Source organism: Pseudovibrio japonicus (assembly GCF_014651595.1).
In the GTDB taxonomy this organism is placed as follows: domain Bacteria; phylum Pseudomonadota; class Alphaproteobacteria; order Rhizobiales; family Stappiaceae; genus Pseudovibrio; species Pseudovibrio japonicus.
Window position 1 is genome coordinate 68755 of sequence record NZ_BMXE01000008.1, and the last position, 20496, is coordinate 89250.

Genomic DNA, 20496 nt, shown 5'->3' on the forward strand with positions numbered 1-20496 from the left:
ATCCAAGTGGGTGGAAGTCAGCCAAGCTCCTCCTCACTCCAGAATCTTTGTCAGGGCCTTTTGGATTGAACTGATGGTTTCCTGTACGGATTTCGGCGGCAGGTTCGCGCAGCTGTGTACGGCGTAGATTGGCGTTGGCTCTGGATCTGCCAGACCCGCGAGGCGAGCAAGGCTACCTGTCTTTAGGTCTTGTGCGATACTGATATCTGGCAGGAATGCGATGCCGAGGCCGTTGCGGGCAAAGGCTGCTATGGCTTCAATGGTGTTGGCTTTCACCGTGGATTGGAAGGTGAGTTCGATCGGTTCCGCGTTCTGCAACGTTGGCAGGTTTAGTTTAACGATACTAACCTGAGATTGATTTGAGACCTAAGTTACCTCTATGTTTCGTGAGGATCCAATTTTCATATACAAGCCTCAAGCAGCTTTTGTTTCCAGCCATGTTTTGCGAGAAAACTTGGCGGGCGTGAAGTTCCCAGAGATGAATGTGGTCTCTGGGTGTTATAGTCGGATTGCCACCGGTTAATTTTGTTTCTTGCCGCCTGCAATGACGAGAAGAGTCTTTCATTCAAGCACTCATCTCGGAAGCTGCCATTGAAACTCTCGACGAAGCCATTTGGCATGGGTTTTCCCGGAGCAAGATAGTGTCAGTTAATCTCGGTATCCCAACAGAACCTGAGAACTACTGAACTGGTCATTTCTGTTCCAATTTTCGAGACAATCGTATTTGGAACTCCCCTGTGAGCTATAAGGGTGGTTAATTTTCGTACAAGGCGGGTTCCAGGGAGTGAGGTATCTGGAACAAGGGCCAAACACTCTCTAGTGTAGTCATCGACAACAGCCAAAACCGCTGAAGCGGCGCCCATCGGTAGATGCATCACTGACAAAGTCCAAGCGCCAGCGTTCATTTGCCCGTGACGGTAAAAGAAGCGGACAACGTGTACCGAAGGCTCGTGTTCGCCCACTTCTCTTGTGCACCTGGAGCGCTTCCTCTCGGTAGACCCGACGTAACTTCTTCTGGTTCATCACAAGACCTTGTCCGACAAGCAGGATTTGGATCCGCCGATACCCGAACCTTCTTCGTTTGTAGGTAATCTGCCTGATTTCTTCGCGCATAGGCTTTTCATCGGGACGCACGCTTTTTTATCGGATACTCGAGCGAATAACGCTCGAAATAGAGCAGGCCCGCCGCTCACTCACACCATGGGTCCGGCAAAGATGGACCACTGCTTGGCGTGCAGCGGCGGGCCTTACCACTTTTTTGAATTCACGTCACGGAGCATGGAATTGTCCAGCATCGACTCCGCAAGAAGCTTCTTAAGCTTAGCGTTTTCCTCTTCAAGTGCCTTCACCTGCGGGCATCCGTGACATCCATGCCGCCAAACTAAACTTTATACTTGGAAAACGAAGCGGAGCTGAGCCCGTACTTCCGGCAGACCTCTGCTGTTGGTATCCCGCTTTCTTGTTCCTTGATCATACCAATGATCCGCTCTTCCGTAAAATGCGAACGCTTCATATCTCACCTCCACTTAGGGGAGGATCCTATTAGAAACTGGATGAGGAAATGGGTCTCAGGTCATCAGCTTAGTAAGGCCGACAAATACACCTGTTCAATCGTATGAATACTCAAACCCAGCAGCACCTAAAAATTTTGTAGAGCATGCTCAGTAACGAATTTTTCATTGGTTGCCAGCTCGTCAGTCGTGTCGAGTTCTCTTGCAAGTCTTCTAGTCTGGTTTGTGACGATGGCGCGAAGTAATATCTTCCTAAAGTCGATGAGGTCACCCAGAAATTGAAAGAGAGCACAGCAAGAGCACTCACTCACCCTGCATTGGTTAGCGCAACAAAGAGTTCCCTCCATCCTGATTGCTGCCTGTAGGGACGTTATCAATTAGTCCTCTCGATACCTTCATGCTTCGCAAACGAACTAATAGTTGGGTAGAGCACCGATCGCATCGGAGATAATTGAACCCGCAATGATGAAAATTCAACGCCTGCGAGAGCAGGCGGCCCCAAATTCTTACGAGAGATTAGGTACTGATCTCGAGCCTGCAAAAGGGGATATCCGTATGGGGCAATTTGGCGGTGCGGTGGCGGATGCTGATAGATAGTTCTTTAGAAGTCCAAACTGTCCTTAGAGCGCATAAGATTGCAAGTTGCTGCGGTGCTGGTTGGAAGAGAGGCGCTGCTATTTTTGAAATGAATTACAGGTCTGAATTGACTAATATCGTTGCTCGCATGTGAGCTCAGACTGAATCTTTCTGGTCATATCTTCTTCAATTAAATTTGCCATCCGAAATATGCAGAATAGCAATGCCTAGGGGCATGAATTAGATTTCTAAGTAACAAGTTGGTTTTCGAAGTCTATATCAATAATAATTACTTTATATGTGGGGTTTGTTTATCAGTGGTCGCTGTTTTGTTAGTGACTTTTGCTTTGGTGTGAGGTGTGTCAATAAAGTTAATCTCAAAGCTATTACATAATAATATATCTACTACATAAGGTGGTATTCGCTGGTCATTATTTCAATCTAACAGGAGGGTTATGTTGTGACTGTCGCCTCTATCGTGTGGTGTGAGCAACAATGTGATCTGAAATTTGAGGGACTGTCTTTCCTATTGTGGGGGCCTAAATGGTAAAAGTAATAGCAGAGATTGGCTGCAATCATATGGGCGATATGGATGTAGCAAAAGAATTAATCCAGGTAGCGTCCCATGTTTGCAAAGCTGACGTCGCTAAATTTCAGAAGCGTAATCCAAAAGAGCTGTTAACTGCGGACGAGTATATCACGCCGCATCCAGTTCCAGCTAATTCGTATGGGCAGACTTACGGCGAGCATCGTGAGTTTTTAGAACTTAATTCCGGTCAGCATAAAGAACTTGCTGAAGAGTGCCGCTTAAATGGCATCGAATATTCGACCTCTGTATGGGATTTAACTTCAGCGGTAGAAATTGCAGCGCTGAAACCTAGTTTGATTAAAATACCATCAGCGACCAACCAGCATTATGAGCTCCAGGAGTATCTCTGCAAGAATTACGAAGGAGAAATCCACGTCTCAACCGGCATGACTACAAAGGAGGAGATGAATAGAATGATCTCGTTCTATGAAGTGCATGGTCGTGCAAAGGACCTTGTTGTCTATGCCTGTACCTCGGGTTATCCCGTCGCGTTTGGGGACATTTGCTTGTATGAAATCACTGCCCTACAGGAGCAATATGGCGAACGTGTTAAGTCAATTGGGTTCTCTGGTCATCATCTTGGCATTGCAGCAGATGTAGCTGCACTTGCGCTCGGTTCGGCCAATCGAGAACGCCTTGGATATGGAAACTTCGAGTATATCGAACGCCATTTCACCCTCGATCGGACCTGGAAAGGTACAGACCATGCCGCTAGCCTTGAGCCAGATGGGATGCGCAAGCTGTGCCGCGACCTGAAGAACGTTTCAGCTGCTCTAGCAACTAAACAAACGGAGCTGTTGGATGTTGAAATTGTCCAACGTAATAAGCTCAAGTGGGACGCGAACAAGCACGGTGATCTGCTCGAGAGCGCTTAAATGACTGTTATCGCTATTGTGCCAGCACGCGGGGGGTCTGTAGGACTTCCCGGGAAAAACCTTATACCTTTTCACGGTACGCCACTTGTCGCCATGACAGTGCTCGCAGCAAAGGCGTCGAAGCGCATCGATCGGGTGTTTGTATCTAGCGACAGTCATGAAATTCTTGGTGCTGCGCAGCAGGCGGGAGCTGAGCCAATTTTGAGGCCTGAAGAGATCTCTGGTTCCCTTGCTAGTTCCGAGAGTGCATTGATACATGCTCTTCATCATATTGGCGCCAAAGTGGAGGACATTGTTGTATTCTTGCAATGCACTTCGCCATTTACAACCCCGCATGAGATCGACAGCGTTGTTGCGGCTCTCGATGACGAGAAAGTCGCTTCAGCTTTTAGTGCAGTTGAGGATCACTGCTTTATTTGGAAATCTAGCGAAACTGGTCTTGCTGAAGGGATCACGCATGATCATACTATGCCGCGCCAGCGTCGCCAGGATATGGAGCCAAGATATCGGGAAAACGGCGCAATCTACGCCGCCAAAGTGGGGCCGTTCCTTGAGTTTGAGAACCGTTTTTGCGGAGATACAGTTGTCGTGCCGGTTCACTCGCCTTCCATCGAAATTGACAGTGCGGATGATTGGCTTATTGCTGAAGCCGTTTTTGGTGCGCGATCACAATTGCGACGGAGTAAGCTAACCGATACTTCTGGGATCAAAGCCATAATTACTGATTTTGATGGGGTACATACAGATGACTGTGTGTACGTTAGTCAAGATGGAACAGAAACGGTAAAATGCAGCCGGTCTGATGGCTTTGGCTTAGAGATTTTACGCAAACAAGGTTTGCGTCTACTAATTCTTTCAAAGGAGACCAATCCAGTCGTTGAAGCTCGTGCTGCAAAACTGCAAATGGAAATTCTGCAAGATATCGGCGACAAGGTAGCAACACTGGAAATCTGGCTGAAGAAGAATGGACTGAAGTGGGACGAGGTTGCCTATGTTGGCAATGATCTGAATGATCTTGGTTGTATGCAGAAAGCGGGAGTAAGTCTAGCGCCAAGTTCTTCTATAAAGACGATCCTTTCCATTGCAGATATTAAATTGACTAAGTCTGGCGGTGATGGGGCGATTAGAGAAGCTGCAGAAATAATCATGGAAAATAGAAACTAGTCTGGTTCAGAAATGTGATGATTATTGAGAACGCTGTTGACTAAAAGTTGCGATTATCAATTATGTGGCCTGCAGTGATCTGTTGAAACCTTTAAAGAACTGTTTTTTGACAGAGTTCATATTGCCACCAAACAATTATGTGTCGGAAAGTATTACAAGGCGTTCGAGATGATATTGTCGGATCCCTGCGATGCAAAACCTTCGTCAGCAATGTTGTCGCCCTAAATTAAGGCCCTTTTTAGTGTATCAGAGTGTGGGTTACTTGGCGGAGGGTAATAAACATAAATTTCTTAATTGAGGGTGTAAGTAGATATCTTTCGAAGTTTACTTACTTCAAGAGTCATCGTTTTTCACTTTCATTCGCATCCAGATGCCGTCAATGCGGGAACATGACTGAAAATGAAGACTTTAATCATCGCAAGCTATGATTCGTTTCTGACAGCTGGCGCAAGGCTTGCAAGTCGGATGGAAGAGCATGGTGTAGATGTTGACGTTGCTGTTCTCAGAATAAAGCCGAACCAGGTTGCATCTCGACAGATGACTGAGGCTGCCTGTACACGCAAGGTTTTCGATGTGAGTTTCGACAGTTTGGCTAATCCAACATTTATGGGGCAATATGAGGGATATGTCTTATCGATAGATGGACCCAGCTGTAAACGTTTGTTTATGCGTTTGTCGATATGCAGCGGATACAGACCTGCAATTCTAACACTTTATCCCGGCTTAGTATTCCGGTTTGATTATGATGGCTTTAGCGCGCGTGCACCATCAGATCTTGTCTGGCTAAACAGTCAAAAGGATTTGGAGAAATACCGCGCCCTTACCTCATCTCTTGGGAAGCCTGACAATGGACGCAATTTTGGTTTGGCTACATTGTTAGATGAAGGTGCCGCCTCTGAGATGGTCAAGTGTGAAAACCGACCTAGCAAAACAATCGTATTTTTTGAGCAGGTGGTGATCCCAAGTTCTAAGGCCGATAGAGAAATACTAGTTAGGTTGCTTTTAGACTTGGCAAAAAAGTACTCGGAGCACAAGATTCTAGTTAAGCCGCGCATGAAGCCGAAGGAGAAAACGATCCATAAGCTTAAGGCAGATCTGCATATTGAGAAGATTTTTCAAAGGCAAAAAGAAAGTATTCCAAGCAATATACAGATAACCTATCAACGTGCAGGTAGTCTCCTTATGAACTGCGACGCGTGTTTAACAATTAGTTCCACAGTAGCAATTGAAGCGATACATAGGGGTGTTAGGCCAGTCATTATTAATGATTTTGGCTTTCACGATGATAGCGGTGTACCGTTTTTTCTTGGTTCTGGCCTAATCTCCAGCTTGGCTGATATCGATGTAGATAAGCTCGCCGAACCAAATCCAGCATGGCTATCTGATCACTTCACGGAGGTGAGTTGTACGGCTGCTCCATTACTTGCAGAGTTCATGCAACTCGCTAAATCAGCAAGAGAAAATCATTTGCCACCGATCGACGTTTCACCTTGGTTGGGTTCAGAGCAAGTCTTAGCCGAGCTTCGAAGCTCTTACAGTGATGATGACATCGCGTTGGGTTGGTATCGAAAACCTGGCAAGAAGCTGCCGATCAAAGTGCTCTCAGATATCTATCAAGCATTCTCAGGTTTTTTTCGATAACAAAATCAGAGTCTCGTCGCCTTTAAGGTACCGGCAGTGTACCGAAGTCGCCACATTCTACACTTTTCAGTCCTAGGTCCGAGGCACATCGTTCTATGAATTTTATGAAGGGCTAAACCCAACCTTTACTATCTGTTTTTCGGTTGATCAAGCTCAGAAGAGGACATTTTCTCTTCTACCTGCCTGCAGTTCTCCAAAGCACAACGCCAAACCGTGAAGTCCGAGGCTGAACCTCTTTTCGTCAACAACTGCCTGCCTTCTGTAAATGCAGCTCACTCCGTAATGCCGACACCAAACCAGTACCCTGATTTTCTCGGAAAAATCTTGCAAGTCTGTGTTGCTTGGTATACATCCGCATACAACACGACTTGCTCCGGTTTACCAGAAGTCTCAGTAATCCGGCGTCCAAGCTACATTTAACACTAAATCGCCAGGATAATCATGAGCTTGTACACAGACTACCTGAATGAGATCGAAACGCGCAAGGGCCAGGGCTTGAATCCAAAGCCTATTGAAGATGGCGCGCTTGTGGCTGAACTCGTCTCCCAGATTAAAGATCTCGAGAACGACCACAGAGCCCAGTCGCTCCAGTTCTTCATTTACAACACCTTGCCGGGCACCACCAGTGCTGCTGGTGAAAAGGCGAAGTTTTTGAAAGAGATCATTCTCGGTAGCTCTGATATGGAAGAGATCACGCCAGCGTTTGCGTTTGAGCTTCTCTCCCACATGAAGGGTGGTCCTTCTGTTGAGGTGCTGCTGGATCTGGCTCTGGGTGATGATACTGTGATCGCAGGCTTGGCCGCAGATGTGCTGAAAACACAGGTGTTCCTGTATGAAGCAGACACTGACCGTCTTGCTACCGCGCTCAAAGCTGGCAATGCAACTGCAAAAGGCATTCTGGAAAGCTACGCAAAGGCTGAGTTCTTCACAAAGCTTCCTGATGTTGAAGAAGAAATTAAAGTCGTCACCTACATCGCAGGTGAGGGGGACATCTCCACCGACTTGCTGTCTCCAGGTAACCAGGCCCACTCCCGCTCTGACCGTGAACTGCATGGTAAATGCATGATCTCCGAAGAAGCGCAGGCTGAAATCCAGGAGCTGCAGAAGGCGCATCCTGATGCACGCGTTATGCTGATCGCAGAGAAGGGCACCATGGGGGTTGGCTCTTCCCGTATGTCCGGCGTAAACAACGTTGCGCTGTGGACCGGCAAGCAGGCCAGCCCATACGTTCCTTTCGTCAACATCGCACCGATTGTTGCGGGCACCAACGGCATCTCTCCAATCTTCCTGACCACGGTTGGCGTAACCGGCGGCATCGGCATTGACCTGAAAAACTGGGTCAAGAAGCTGGACGCAAACGGCAATCCGGTTCTGGATGACAACGGCGACCCTGTTCTCGAGCAGGCTTACTCTGTTGAAACCGGCAAGGTTTTCACCATCAACACCAAAGCCATGAAGCTTTATGAAGGTGACAAAGAGCTGGTCGACATCTCTTCCGCTTTGACCCCTCAGAAAGTTGAGTTCATCAAGGCTGGCGGTTCCTACGCAGTTGTCTTCGGCAAGAAACTGCAGAGCTTTGCAGCTGAAACTCTTGGCGTTGATACTCCTGCAGTCTTTGCACCGTCTAAAGAGATCTCCCACGAAGGTCAGGGCCTGACCGCCGTTGAGAAAATCTTCAACCGCAACGCAGTTGGCACCACCCCAGGCGCAACGCTGCATGCTGGTTCTGATGTGCGTGTGAAGGTCAACATCGTTGGCTCGCAGGACACCACTGGTCTGATGACCTCTCAGGAACTGGAGGCCATGGCGGCAACTGTCATCTCTCCAACCGTTGATGGCGCTTACCAGTCTGGCTGTCACACCGCTTCTGTTTGGGACCTGAAAGCTCAGGCGAACATTCCTAAACTCATGAAGTTCATGAACAAGTTCGGCCTGATCACCGCACGCGATCCTAAAGGCGTCTATCACTCCATGACAGACGTGATCCACAAGGTGCTCAACGACATCACTGTGGATGACTGGGACATCACGATCGGCGGCGACAGCCACACCCGCATGTCCAAGGGCGTAGCATTTGGCGCAGATTCCGGCACCGTTGCGCTGGCACTGGCAACCGGTGAAGCAACCATGCCGATCCCTGAGTCCGTCAAAGTGACCTTCAAGGGCACCATGGCTGATCACATGGATTTCCGCGATGTCGTGCATGCCACACAGGCACAGATGCTCAAGCAGCACGGCGATAACGTCTTCCAGGGCCGCATCATCGAGGTGCATATCGGCACCTTGTTGGCGGACCAGGCCTTCACGTTCACCGACTGGACCGCAGAAATGAAGGCAAAAGCCTCCATCTGTATCTCCAACGATGAAACTCTGATCGGTTCACTCAAGCTGGCTAAAAACCGCATCGCGATCATGATCGAGAAGGGAATGGATAATGAAGCCAAAACCCTTCAGGGCCTGATCGACAAAGCAGACAAGCGTATTGCCGAGATTAAGTCTGGCGAGAACCCAGCTCTGACCCCGGATGACAATGCCAAGTACTTCGCAGAGGTGGTTGTTGATCTGGACCAGATCGTTGAGCCAATGATCGCTGACCCGGACGTGAACAACAATGACGTTTCCAAGCGTTACACCCACGACACCATCCGCCCTGTTTCCTACTACGGTGGCGACAAGAAGGTGGATCTGGGCTTCGTCGGTTCCTGTATGGTCCACAAAGGCGACATGAAGATCGTTGCCCAGATGCTCAAGAACCTTGAGAAAGAGGGCGGCAAAGTTGAGTTCAATGCTCCGCTTGTTGTTGCAGCACCAACCTACAACATCATTGATGAGCTGAAGGAAGAAGGTGACTGGGAGATCTTGCAGAAGTACTCCGGCTTCGAATTCGACGATGCACTGCCAAAAGCAACAGCACGTACCGAATACGAAAACATCATGTATCTGGAGCGTCCTGGCTGTAACCTGTGCATGGGTAACCAGGAAAAGGCTGCAAAGGGCGACACCGTTCTGGCAACATCCACCCGTCTCTTCAAAGGCCGCGTGGTAGAAGATTCTGTAGACAAAAAAGGCGAATCCCTGCTGGCATCCACCCCGGTGGTAGTCCTCTCCGCAATCCTTGGCCGTACACCAAACATGGACGAGTACAAGGCAGCAGTAGAAGGCATCGACCTCACCAAATTCGCCCCACCTCTCCAGAAGCCACTGGACTCCAAATCAGTCCACTTCTAAGAGCTGACCATTCCTACAAGACAGATAAGTTGAGGGGCGATAAAACTTTATCGCCCCTCTAACTGCGTTTGGTGATAGGTACCCAACACCGGAGTAATACAACGAACTGTGCAGAAGCATTCTTGAACTTCTCACTAGGAAGACAGTCAAGCAATGAACCTTGAGTGAGCGCATACATCAAGAAAACGTTTGCTGTGTGAGCGTACGCATATCCCGCTTACTTCGTCGCGTTCGACCGGTTCAATGCATCACAGCTTTGTTGCCGTTCGCAACATCGCAAGCTGATATCGACGCGCACTCTTGCACTATACATAAGTATTAGAAAGGCGAGATAAGCTCGGAAGTTAAGAACCAAATTTAAACAAAATCCAGTATTATTTATATTAGAACTTTATTTGCGCAGCCGCTTTCGTGTAGGCACAGCCTGAGAAGATCGGTGCTGCAACTTGAGGGTGTAAGTAGCCTCAATAAAGCCAGCCAATTGGAACCTGGGAATTCCTATGACTGCCTTTTTCAACAAGCAAACGAGATTTCGGGGTGATATTGAGGGGCTGCGCGGCCTTGCGGTTCTTCTGGTCGTTCTATTTCACTTTCGGCTCTGCGGAAGTTCTGGTGGATTTTTGGGTGTTGACCTGTTTTTCGTGATTTCGGGTTTTTTGATGACCCAGATCATCTTGAGCTCACAGTTCGGCTGGAGCATCCCAAGTCTAAAACAGTTTTATTCTAAACGGTTCTGGCGCATTGCGCCCGCGTATCTTTTCGCCGTGGCAATTGCGTCCTTGGTCGCTCTTTCAAATCAATGGGCGCTTATCATCGATAAATTTACGCAGTCTCTTCTGAGCTCGCTGGCCTTCTCATATAATGTATATGCACCGCTCGAGACCGGCTATTTTGCAGCGGCTGCAATCACCAAACCATTTCTGCATCTCTGGTCCCTTGGGGTCGAAGTGCAGTTTTATCTGCTCTGGCCTGTTCTCCTCTTTTTTATCTACAAACGCCCATTCCGGCAGCAAGTTCTGGCCATTGCGGCAATTACAACTATCTCTTTGATTTATGCGGTAATAAGTCAGCTAGATGGCGATGAGGACGCGTACTTCCGTTTGACCGCGCGCTTGTGGCAGTTTGGAGCAGGGGGGCTCATAGCGCTTGCACTCAAGCGTACGCCCGCTGAGAGCAACTCGAGGCTGTTTTCATATATAGGTATTGCATCCCTGCTTCTTATTCTCCTTCTTTCCTACGCTTCTCCTTGGGAAGACTGGAATGTAGTTTCAGCAACGCTTATTACTGTTGCCGGGGCAAGCTTGATTTACATTGGGGGGAGGCAGAATGTAATCAGCAGCCGGGTATTGTCGGTTAAGCCAATCCGGACGCTGGGTTTGGTCTCGTACAGCGTTTATCTCATCCACTGGCCTCTGGCAGTTGGTCTATATTTCTACTTTCCAGATTTTGAGACAGACAGTTCCATCCGTATAGGAGGAGCAATTCTCTCAGTCGTCTTAGGTGCGCTCCTATACTGGGCCGTTGAAAAGAAATTCCGACTTCAGAAAGGGCAGGTCCAGCCTGCCGCAAAGAAATGGCTTACCGCTAGCACCTTTGGTGTGCTCCTCGTCTTCGCGGTAGGCTTGCAGTCTGAAAGGCTTTGGCCGCTGGTTTTTGACAGCCGCTTGATTGAGTTATCTGCACTCGACCGGGATTTCCGCGAATACGGAGGCGAAAGCTGCAACGGAGATCCAAAAGTCTTCTGCGTTCTGGGAGACCAAATAAAGGCTCCGGAACTGGTCCTTTGGGGCGATTCCCACGCAAGGCATTTTGCACTCGGTATTGACCGGGTGTTCACTGAGCAAAATCGTAATGCAGTGTCATTTGCAACAAGTGGCTGCGCACCCACGGGAAACTGGGCGAACCAGCGGGCAAGTAACTTTGCGAACTGCAAGGCTGCCAATCAGGCAGTTATGGCCTACCTTGCGTCAGAGCAGAGCCCGCACCGTGTTCTACTTGCCGCGCGATGGTTTAAGTTTACTCCAGGAGTTAATAGTTTCTCGGATTTCAACAACCCAGCCTCTCCGGCTCGTGATATCGAAGGCGTCCTTGATCAGACGTTTAGTGAGTTAAAAGCTCTGGGGAAACAAGTGACCATTGCCCTTCAAGCTCCAGAGTATAGAGGGAAGGGGCAACTGCGCACCTGTCAGGATGCCTTCATCAAAAATGACGGTTCAATGCGTATTGCCTGCGACAGACCTGCGACAGATCACCTAAAGCGACAGCGTGAGATGGACAGGCTACTTATCGGCGTTGCTTCCAGATATGACAATGTCGAGGTCGCTGACGTGAAATCCGTGTTCTGTGACAGTGAAGGATGCCTCTTGGCTCAATCAGACAAGTTCTACTACCGCGACACAAACCACCTCAATCGTATCGGCGCCGAAAAAGTTGTACGTGAGGCGTTCATTGGGATGTGAGCTCTCTCGAGCAAATGGTCTGCAGAACATCTTGCTAAGACCCAAGCAGGCCATATCTGGAGCTCCTCCCTAGTGATATCCTGGGCTGTCAGCTACTTAAATCTGATCGACGGCTTCGAATGTTTTAGTAAGGGCGGCGCCGATTGGTGTCGCTCTTTGTTGTCTACCAATCTCACAGTGCAGCAAGCCGTCCGCGATGCAGTTCAATCAGTTGCACGATCCGGTCGGTCATCATCCGCACCTCGGGCAGATGGCGGCGGTCGTCGTGCATCGTCACCCATTGGTGTTTGGTTAGCTCCTCAATCACCGGCCCACTTCGCCGCAACTGAGAAACGGTGTCACCCAGAAAGCAGGGCAGAATCGAAGTGCCTGCGCCAGCGCAAAGCATGTCCAGCAGAGTGTTTTGAGAACTCACCTGCATGACCATCTCACTGCCATGCTGCTCCAGCAGCCAGCGGGAGGAATGTGTGTTTGCGAACTCTGGCGCAATACCGATCCACCGATTCATCACCGCCTCGTCAGCCCCAACCGCCACGTAGGGCGCAAATTCGACGGGAGGCAGACGCTTACTCGCCAGACCGATCTCCGCAGGAGGAGAACTGCGCAGCCCGATATCGATCTCGCGCTTCTTAATGTTCAGCCGATCCTCGCTGGAAATGAACACCACCTCAAACCCATCCTCCGGCGCACACAGTTCGGCAACATGCATACTGAGAAATTTCATGGTCCAGCTTCCGGCAGAAACCCGAACCTGAGGCTTTCGGGACTTTGCGCTCAGCCATTGTTCAAACCCGGCATAAGCACACTGAAACGGTTCCAGCTGCTCCAGAACGTCATGCCCGTCCTCGGTCAGCACATAACCGGACTGCATCCGATCAAATAGCTTTAGTCCGATTTCTTCTTCCAGCTGCTGCATGCGGCGGCTGAGGGTGGCTGGACTGCACGCCAGCTTCTGCGCCGCTTCACTCAGCGTGCCGCAAGCTGCAAGTACAAGGAATGCATTGAGATTATCTAGCAATCGAACCTTCACTTTTGAAAACTGCTTTTGAAATTTGGCCGCTATTCGGCGGGGAGAATACAATCAAAGATAGGCTCACTTCTCATCAATGAAAAGGAGCCGTGATGTTGATATTCCCATTTAGAGAGCCAGATGAGCACCGACCAAACCCAATGCAACAGCGCGAAGATGACTACACCACCTACGCCAACGCCGCCCTACGCTCCTTCTGCATCACACTCGCCTCCATCATCGTAATCAGCTTCATACTCTCCAGCCTCTTCTCCGCATAACACTGCCTCACGGAGCGCCATACTCACCGCACATCCACCGAGACCCAGCGGTCCAACCAGAAACTACCTCCCAGCTCAGCGTCATCCCGGCCCCCGAGCCGGGATCCATACCCACTAGCCTCAGCTTAATGATGAAGGGAAGGAGGCAGGTCCTCCCAATGGGGGCTCATCTTCGTCTTGCGCTGATGCACACGCTCAGGCAAGTCATTGGTCACGTCTGTAAAAAACGGCCCATGCTAACGGTTCGCAAGAATGTACATGCAGCGAGATATGCACTAAGCATGTAAGCAGGTCCTAAGAGGATCTGTGTTGATCATGTTGCGTTCGTTTGCTGATGAGGATTATTCGATGTCTTCCTCCCCGAATTCTCAGGTTTACATGTTTGGTAGTCATGAGGAATCGGTCCAGCGCTATCATCTTTTGAATGAAATATTGTTGCCTGCCACAGCTGATGGCATTGCGCACCTGGCGCCCAAACCAGATATGCAGATCTTAGAAATTGGCTGCGGGGTTGGTGATACGGCCTGTTATTTCGCCCAACATGTGGTTCCTGATGGATACGTAACAGCTTTCGACCTCTCCCCTGTTTTCATAGGACTGGCTAAACAGCAAGCAGAAGAGAAAAACATTAAAAACATCAGCTTTATTTGTGCTGATGCAAGGGACATAGTCTTAAAAAGCAACGCATACGATCTAGCACACACCCGACTGGTTCTAGAGCATATTTCTGAACGAGACGTCATTGTACAGAAGGTCTACGAGTGGCTCAGGCCAAGCTCCTGCTTCTTCTGTGAAGAACAAGTCATACTCCATGGCAAAACCAGTGCGGATCATTGGCTAAACCAGTTAGTGAGTTGGAGACTTACACTGGTTGAAGTTGGTGGAGGTAATCCGAACTACGCGACCGCTGAACTCGCTGAACACATGAAAGCCGCTGGTTTTACTGAGATACAAAGCTTGGTATCCACGTCACATTGCGACCCAGTTAAAGTTAATGAAATTAACTACTTAGGTCTACAACGTGAAATGAAGCAAAAATTGATAGATCTTGGGATTGCCACTGAAGAAGAAATCGAAGCCATGCTGCGCGCAATGAGTAAGAAACCACCCGACAAATCTTTGTCTACCTTTACCATGTTTCAGACATTGGGTCGTAAACCATAAGCGAGACCCTGAGATTATACTCTCCTGTTAGAGAGCTTGAGGCGGAGCTCCTAAGCAGTATGCCCTTGCTAATTTACCGAAGTTGATTTGCACTACATTCTGCATTTAGGTTGTGGTACTGACTTCGTTTCACCTTTGATTACTACCATTCCCCTTCCCATACTCGCCCTTTTCAGCTACCCTCCGCTACACAACCACCAATCCTCAAAGGATCCCCGATGCCGCTGTGCATGCATATCGCTGAAAAGATCACCGCCCGTGTCCATGATGGTCCGGCGTGTGGGCGATTTATGCGCTTGGCTTAACGCTCCCAAAGACTGAGAGAACCGCATCGCAGAGCCCTTGTGCTCGCACGTTTGCGCAAAGGTCACTCAGGCAAAGAGCGTTTAGGCAGCGGGGCAGGGCGTGCCGTTCACGTGCGGCCCCAGCGGGTGAAACAGCCGCAAATCCTCAGTTTCCGATGAAAAACGGGAGTATTGAGGAAATCTAAGAGCCTGATTATCAATCAGCCCCTTTATTGCGCGCATTGCATTCGCTAAAAGACCTCCACGAATTTTATCTGCCCGGCTGTGACTCGACTTTTGTGCAGCTGCTGGCACATGCAAACCCTTGAGGGATTATGTCCGACCTCGAACTACTCGAAGCCGAGATTAACACCGCGATTGCCGGTGCTGACTCCGAAACCGCACTGGAAGACGTGCGCGTTGCCGCCCTTGGCAAAAAGGGCAGCGTTTCTGAAAAAATGAAAACGCTTGGCAAAATGACGCCGGAAGAGCGCAAGGAAATGGGCCCGCTGCTCAACACCTTGAAGAACCGCGTTGGCGAGGCAATCTCTGCCCGCAAAGATGTGCTGAAAGAACAAGCGCTCAACGCGCGCCTCGCGTCCGAGACCGTTGATGTAAGCCAGCCGCTGCGCGCCACACCGGCAGAAGAAGGCCGCATTCACCCGATTTCTCAGGTGACCGACGAGCTGATCGCCATCTTCGCTGACATGGGCTTCTCCGTTGCTGAAGGCCCGGACATCGAAACAGATGAGCTGAACTTCACCGCGCTGAACTTCCCGGAAGGCCATCCAGCCCGCGAAATGCATGACACTTTCTTCTTCAACGAGAAGGAAGATGGCGAACGCATGCTGCTGCGCACGCACACATCACCAGTGCAGATCCGTACCATGCGCAATCAGGAACCGCCACTGCGCATCATCATTCCTGGCCGCACATACCGTTGTGACAGTGATCAGACGCATACGCCAATGTTCCACCAGCTGGAAGGCCTTGTGATCGACAAGAGCACTCATATCGGCCACCTGAAAGGCACTTTGGAAGAGTTCCTGAAGTCCTTCTTCGAAGTGGACGACGTGGAGCTGCGCTTCCGCCCAAGCTTCTTCCCGTTCACCGAGCCATCCATGGAAGTGGACGTGAAGTGCGACCGCTCCGGCGCTGAAGTGAAAATCGGCACTGGTTCCGACTGGATGGAAATCCTCGGCTGCGGCATGGTGCATCCAAACGTACTGCGCAACTGTGGTCTGGACCCGGATGTGTATCAGGGCTTCGCATGGGGCATGGGCATCGACCGTCTGGCAATGCTGAAATATGGCATGAACGACCTGCGTGCCTTCTTTGACGCAGACGTCCGCTGGATTAAGCACTACGGCTTCCGCCCGCTGGACATTCCGGCGCTGGCGTCCGGTCTTTCCAAATAATTTGGTCCAAACGTAAAGAGCAGAAAAATGAAATTCACCCTTTCCTGGCTCAAGGACCATCTTGAGACCGATGCAAGCCTTGACGAAATTGTAGAGCGCCTGACGCTCATCGGGCTGGAAGTGGAAGAAATTACCAATCCAGCTGATCGCCTCGGTACGTTCAAAATCGCCCGTGTTCTGGAAGCCGAGCAGCACCCGAATGCTGACCGCCTCCGTGTACTGAAAGTGGACACCGGCGAAGGTGATCCGGTACAGGTTGTTTGCGGCGCACCAAATGCCCGTAAAGGTCTGGTTGGCGTGTTCGCGAAACCGGGCGACTACGTGCCTGGTATCGATGTAACACTGTCCGTCGGTAAGATCCGCGATGTGGAAAGCTTCGGCATGATGGCGTCCGAGCGTGAGCTGGAGTTATCCGACGAACATGACGGCATCATTGACCTGCCGGAAGACGCTCCAGTTGGTGTTCCATATGTTGAATACGTAGGTCTGGACGATCCGGTCATTGAAATCGGTCTGACACCAAACCGTTCCGACTGTACAAGTGTCTATGGTATTGCGCGTGATTTGGCAGCTTCCGGCATAGGAACGCTAAAAACCCCGCAAAAAACGCAAATCAACGCACATAGCAACGCAAGTGACCTAAAAATCCTTTTGGATCTGGGAGATAACCCGGAACACTGCCCTGCGTTTGGCTACCGTGTGGTGCGTGGCATCAAGAACGGCCCGTCGCCGAAATGGATGCAGAAGCGTCTGGTTGCTATCGGCCTGCGCCCGATTAATGCCCTCGTTGACATCACCAACTACATGACCTTCGATCAGGGCCGCCCGCTGCATGTCTTTGATGCAGATAAGGTTTCCGGCGACCTGACCATTCGTCACGGCAAAGCAGGTGAAGAACTTGTTGGCCTGGACGGAAAAACTTATGCCGTTGATGAAACTGTGGTGGTCATCTCTGACGACAACGGTCTGGAGTCCCTTGGCGGAATTATGGGCGGTGAATCAACAGGTTGCGACGAGACCACCACCAACGTGGTGATCGAAAGCGCACTCTGGGATCCGCTCAACATCGCCCGCTCGGGTCGTAAACTGGGCGTATCTACCGACGCACGCTACCGTTTCGAACGTGGTGTAGACCCTGCATACATGGTGGAAGGTCTTGAAGTTGCTACCAAACTGGTCATGGACCTGTGTGGCGGCGGCGAAGCATCCGACCTCCACGTTGTGGGAGAAGTGCCACAGGAAGAGCGCATCATTGAGTTCCCACTCAGCGAAGTAAAGCGCCTCTCCGGTCTGGAAGTATCCCACGGCGAGATCAAAGCTATCCTCTCCCTGCTGGGCTTCTGGGTCGCTGGCAACGGTGATGTTGTGAAGGTTTCTCCTCCAAGCTGGCGTCCGGACATTCACGGAAAAGCTGATTTGGTAGAGGAGGTTATGCGCATTGTCGGCATCGACAAAGTGCCAACTGCTACCCTGCCGCGCATGGAGCCTGTTTCTCAGAAGGTGCTGACTGTTAGCCAGATCCGCCGCTCCAATGCCCGCCGCGCCCTTGCTGCACGAGGCATGGACGAAGCCGTTCTGTGGTCCTTCATTCCAAAGGCCCATGCCGAACACTTCGGCGGTGGTAACCCTGTGTTATCATTGGCAAATCCGATCTCTTCAGATATGTCCGACATGCGTCCGTCCCTGCTGCCTGGCCTGCTCACCGCAGCTCAGCGCAACGCAGACCGCGGCTACGCAGACGTCGCTCTCTTCGAAGTCGGCCAAGTCTTTGAAAACGATAGCGAAAAAGGCCAGAAGATGGTCATCGCCGGCATCCGCCGTGGTACTGCGAAACCAACTGGTTCTGGTCGCCACTGGTCCGGAAACGCTGAAAACATTGATGTTTTTGATGCAAAAGCTGATGCGGGTGCGGTATTGCAGTCCATCGGTGCGCAGGTAAACAACTTGATGGTCTTCACCGACGCTCCATCTTACTACCACCCAGGCCGCTCCGGCGCTCTCAAAATGGGGCCGAAAAACACCTTGGCATACTTCGGTGAGATCCACCCTAAGACCTTGGAAGCATTGGACATTGAAGGCCCATTGGTGGCGTTCGAAGTCTTCATTGACGCTGTTCCTCAGCCGAAGAAGAAAGCAACCAAATCCAAGGGTGCTCTCAATGCGGCTGACCTGATGCCGGTAAAGCGCGACTTTGCGTTCCTGGTAGACAGCTCTATCCCGACTGATAAGCTGCTCCGCGCCGCAAAAGGTGCTGATAAAGCATTGATCACAAACGTGAATCTCTTTGATATCTACGAAGGCAAGGGTGTTCCTGAAGGCCAGCGCTCGCTCGCAATTGATGTGACGCTCCAGCCAACCAAGAAGACCCTCACTGATGAGGATATCGAGGCGGTCTCAAACAAGATTGTTGCGTCCGTTCAAAAGGCTACCGGTGGTACCCTGCGCGGATAACTTCCGCTGAGCAACACAGACACAAATTAGAAACGCGGTGCTCGGAAAACTCCGGGCTCCGCGTTTTTCATTGAGGAAGTGGCATTGCCCGCCGCCCCAAGGGGGAATAAACACCAAAAGCGCCCGGAACGTCGCCCCGAGCGCACAGAACTGCCGAAGATCTTATGCTACATGTTCGCGGTGAGTAACCCGGTTCGGATCTCGTCTTCCACCTCAATCATGTTGTAGTTTCTCAGCAGGCCGTCACTGTCAAAGAACAGGGCGACTTCCTTGGTCATTACATCCTGTCCGCTGGCGAGCAAATCCACTACGGGAATGAAGTTCTCAACCCGAGCCTTTGTGCGTACGTGCTTGTATTTCCAGATCTCATTGCCGCTATCGGTAAAGTCAGTCGTGTTCGGCTCGCCCAACGCAATGCGCACGTCTTCCTTGGTGGTCTTGCCATTTTCCAGCTGGCTCTCAAGGTCTTCACGCGTCAAATGGCGAAGGCTCTCATTGCCAACTGAGGCACAACCGGAAACGATCAGCCCAAGCCCCAGAGCGAGGATAACATGCACGATCCGCAAACTTATGCCCCTTTGCGTTGTTTTGCGTTGCTTTGTAAAATCCAACGCACGGTGAAACCTTATGACACGGGATTAAACCTTCATGCGCCACCCAAGCCTGCCGTCATATCCCAGCACTGTAAACCTGAGATAAGACTCGTGTCAGAACTGTCACCGCAAATTTATGGCGAAATAAGTCTAATAAATTCAACAGTTTAAACATGATGCGCTGCATGGGCAGAAGTCAGTAGAGGCAGAACGCTCCCTCCCGGTCATGTGGAGGACTATGCGTAGCGAGAAGAGCAACACTGGGCATAACCCGCCCCAATGCCGTTTGCGTCGCTATGTGTGATTTTGCGATCATATGGAATCTGGAGGTATACCCTCCTTGTGAAGTATGTTTGTTCAGATCGTCCTTCGATACTCAAATACGGGCAGAGGCCTCAAAGCCCCAGAAGCGTAGGGCGTCAGGTCCGATTTGCTGCAGCACTTTTTCAAATCGGGGTAGGTCTACATGTTGGCGTAGAACTGCCGCAACCCGCGCTGGTGTCTCGTCATTAGAAAAGTTGTGATCCACGCGTACGGCTTTCACCTCCGCTTTCCAGTCGCCTTCGTCACCAAACTCAGGCTTGAAGTCGTCAATGCTCCAGCCAGAGGTAAAGATCGCCCGAAGAACCGCCGGAAGTGTATCGGCAAACATGAGAATCTGCTCTGCAGTCAGCCGGTGCCGAAACACCAGCAAAGTGGCCTGCACGCAGGTATAGGTCTGATTCCGTGTGGTTAGATGCAGTGCCTCACGGGCGGCTGTGAGGAAAGATTCGTAGTGCTGTGATGCGAGCTGATACTCTTGGGGCATTGGCATGGCAGATCTCCGAAAAAAGAGGGCTGCAGCGACACGAGTCGGTTGCCAGATGAGCATAACTTGTGCTTCTGCATTGCAAAAGCGCTCAATTTGCAATCAAAATCTAAATCGATTTAACTCAGGCAAATTACGTAGATTTACGAGTATTTTGAGTATTGAAGCGCGTCAATAACGATCAGGAGATTGCTAATAGTAGTATAGATATTACCAATACTTATGTGTGCGCTGCAAAATACAATCTAGAATAAAGCAGGATCCTGACCGCGAGTAAATTTCACATTAGTTAAATTATTAATTCATATTGACATAGGTCAAGATGCTATCTACGCTTTAATCGTCATTGGAGTGGAGGCACTATGACTTTCGGCTTGGCTTTATTCATTTGTGTATTCTTAGCAATCCTTGGAATGGTTGTGGTTTCTGAGTTTACCTCGCGTAG

The 20496-nt window shown here is 50.3% G+C and carries 13 protein-coding genes and 1 pseudogene; 9 read left to right on the forward strand and 5 right to left on the reverse strand.

Annotated elements, in window-relative coordinates; all coding sequences use genetic code 11:
- Positions 1-33: 33 nt before the first annotated feature.
- Positions 34-318, reverse strand: a complete 285-nt coding sequence (locus IE076_RS18680; protein ID WP_209009263.1) for a LysR substrate-binding domain-containing protein — start codon at positions 316-318, stop codon at positions 34-36.
- An 83-nt stretch (positions 319-401) separates the two neighbouring features.
- Positions 402-1513 (reverse strand): annotated as a pseudogene (locus IE076_RS18685) (IS3 family transposase).
- A gap of 1117 nt (positions 1514-2630) precedes the next feature.
- Here IE076_RS18685 and IE076_RS18690 point away from each other — a divergent pair.
- The 5 genes from IE076_RS18690 to IE076_RS18710 all read left to right on the forward strand — a co-directional run bounded on the left by IE076_RS18690 (position 2631) and on the right by IE076_RS18710 (position 12043).
- Positions 2631-3551, forward strand: a complete 921-nt coding sequence (locus IE076_RS18690; protein WP_189438316.1) for an N-acetylneuraminate synthase family protein — start codon at positions 2631-2633, stop codon at positions 3549-3551.
- Complete coding sequence (locus tag IE076_RS18695; RefSeq protein ID WP_189438317.1) at positions 3552-4715, forward strand: acylneuraminate cytidylyltransferase; 1164 nt, start codon at positions 3552-3554, stop codon at positions 4713-4715.
- 399 nt (positions 4716-5114) lie between these two features.
- Positions 5115-6356: a DUF6716 putative glycosyltransferase gene (locus IE076_RS18700; RefSeq protein ID WP_189438318.1), complete on the forward strand. Its 1242-nt coding sequence runs from the start codon at positions 5115-5117 to the stop codon at positions 6354-6356.
- Positions 6357-6797: 441 nt separating this feature from the next.
- The gene (locus IE076_RS18705; protein ID WP_189438319.1) at positions 6798-9584 is read left to right on the forward strand and encodes a bifunctional aconitate hydratase 2/2-methylisocitrate dehydratase; all 2787 of its coding nucleotides are present in this window, start codon (positions 6798-6800) and stop codon (positions 9582-9584) included.
- A 500-nt stretch (positions 9585-10084) separates the two neighbouring features.
- Entirely contained in the window at positions 10085-12043 is a 1959-nt protein-coding gene (locus IE076_RS18710; RefSeq protein ID WP_189438320.1) for an acyltransferase family protein, read from the forward strand.
- Positions 12044-12215: 172 nt separating this feature from the next.
- On the opposite strand, the gene IE076_RS18715 is transcribed toward IE076_RS18710, so the two are convergent.
- The gene (locus tag IE076_RS18715; RefSeq protein ID WP_209009265.1) at positions 12216-13061 is read right to left on the reverse strand and encodes a LysR family transcriptional regulator; all 846 of its coding nucleotides are present in this window, start codon (positions 13059-13061) and stop codon (positions 12216-12218) included.
- Positions 13062-13165: 104 nt separating this feature from the next.
- On the opposite strand from IE076_RS18715, the gene IE076_RS18720 reads away from it, so the two are divergent.
- The 4 genes from IE076_RS18720 (at position 13166) to pheT (ending at position 18650) form a co-directional block, all read left to right on the forward strand.
- A complete protein-coding gene (locus IE076_RS18720; RefSeq protein ID WP_189438322.1) occupies positions 13166-13333 on the forward strand; it encodes a hypothetical protein in 168 nt (55 codons plus the stop codon).
- Between the two features lie 315 nt (positions 13334-13648).
- The gene (locus tag IE076_RS18725; protein WP_189438323.1) at positions 13649-14497 is read left to right on the forward strand and encodes a class I SAM-dependent methyltransferase; all 849 of its coding nucleotides are present in this window, start codon (positions 13649-13651) and stop codon (positions 14495-14497) included.
- A 619-nt stretch (positions 14498-15116) separates the two neighbouring features.
- Positions 15117-16199, forward strand: a complete 1083-nt coding sequence (gene pheS / locus IE076_RS18730; protein ID WP_189438324.1) for a phenylalanine--tRNA ligase subunit alpha — start codon at positions 15117-15119, stop codon at positions 16197-16199.
- 27 nt (positions 16200-16226) lie between these two features.
- Positions 16227-18650, forward strand: a complete 2424-nt coding sequence (gene pheT / locus IE076_RS18735; protein ID WP_189438325.1) for a phenylalanine--tRNA ligase subunit beta — start codon at positions 16227-16229, stop codon at positions 18648-18650.
- A gap of 167 nt (positions 18651-18817) precedes the next feature.
- Here the strand turns inward: pheT and IE076_RS18740 are convergent, their stop codons facing one another.
- Together IE076_RS18740 and IE076_RS18745 are read right to left on the reverse strand one after the other, a co-directional pair.
- Positions 18818-19207: an SEN1984 family lipoprotein gene (locus IE076_RS18740; RefSeq protein ID WP_244649735.1), complete on the reverse strand. Its 390-nt coding sequence runs from the start codon at positions 19205-19207 to the stop codon at positions 18818-18820.
- 412 nt (positions 19208-19619) lie between these two features.
- A complete protein-coding gene (locus IE076_RS18745) occupies positions 19620-20057 on the reverse strand; it encodes a DUF2267 domain-containing protein (RefSeq protein WP_189438327.1) in 438 nt (145 codons plus the stop codon).
- Positions 20058-20496: the final 439 nt, after the last annotated feature.

What these genes read in the sequence shown, in the direction of transcription:
- IE076_RS18690 (WP_189438316.1), top strand. Translation starts at nt 2,631, where the DNA reads ATGGTAAAAGTAATAGCAGAGATTGGCTGCAATCATATGGGCGATATG.
- IE076_RS18695 (WP_189438317.1), top strand. Translation starts at nt 3,552, where the DNA reads ATGACTGTTATCGCTATTGTGCCAGCACGCGGGGGGTCTGTAGGACTT.
- IE076_RS18700 (WP_189438318.1), top strand. Translation starts at nt 5,115, where the DNA reads ATGAAGACTTTAATCATCGCAAGCTATGATTCGTTTCTGACAGCTGGC.
- IE076_RS18705 (WP_189438319.1), top strand. Translation starts at nt 6,798, where the DNA reads ATGAGCTTGTACACAGACTACCTGAATGAGATCGAAACGCGCAAGGGC.
- IE076_RS18710 (WP_189438320.1), top strand. Translation starts at nt 10,085, where the DNA reads ATGACTGCCTTTTTCAACAAGCAAACGAGATTTCGGGGTGATATTGAG.
- IE076_RS18720 (WP_189438322.1), top strand. Translation starts at nt 13,166, where the DNA reads ATGTTGATATTCCCATTTAGAGAGCCAGATGAGCACCGACCAAACCCA.
- IE076_RS18725 (WP_189438323.1), top strand. Translation starts at nt 13,649, where the DNA reads ATGTTGCGTTCGTTTGCTGATGAGGATTATTCGATGTCTTCCTCCCCG.
- pheS (WP_189438324.1), top strand. Translation starts at nt 15,117, where the DNA reads ATGTCCGACCTCGAACTACTCGAAGCCGAGATTAACACCGCGATTGCC.
- pheT (WP_189438325.1), top strand. Translation starts at nt 16,227, where the DNA reads ATGAAATTCACCCTTTCCTGGCTCAAGGACCATCTTGAGACCGATGCA.
- IE076_RS18745 (WP_189438327.1), bottom strand. Translation starts at nt 20,057, where the DNA reads ATGCCAATGCCCCAAGAGTATCAGCTCGCATCACAGCACTACGAATCT.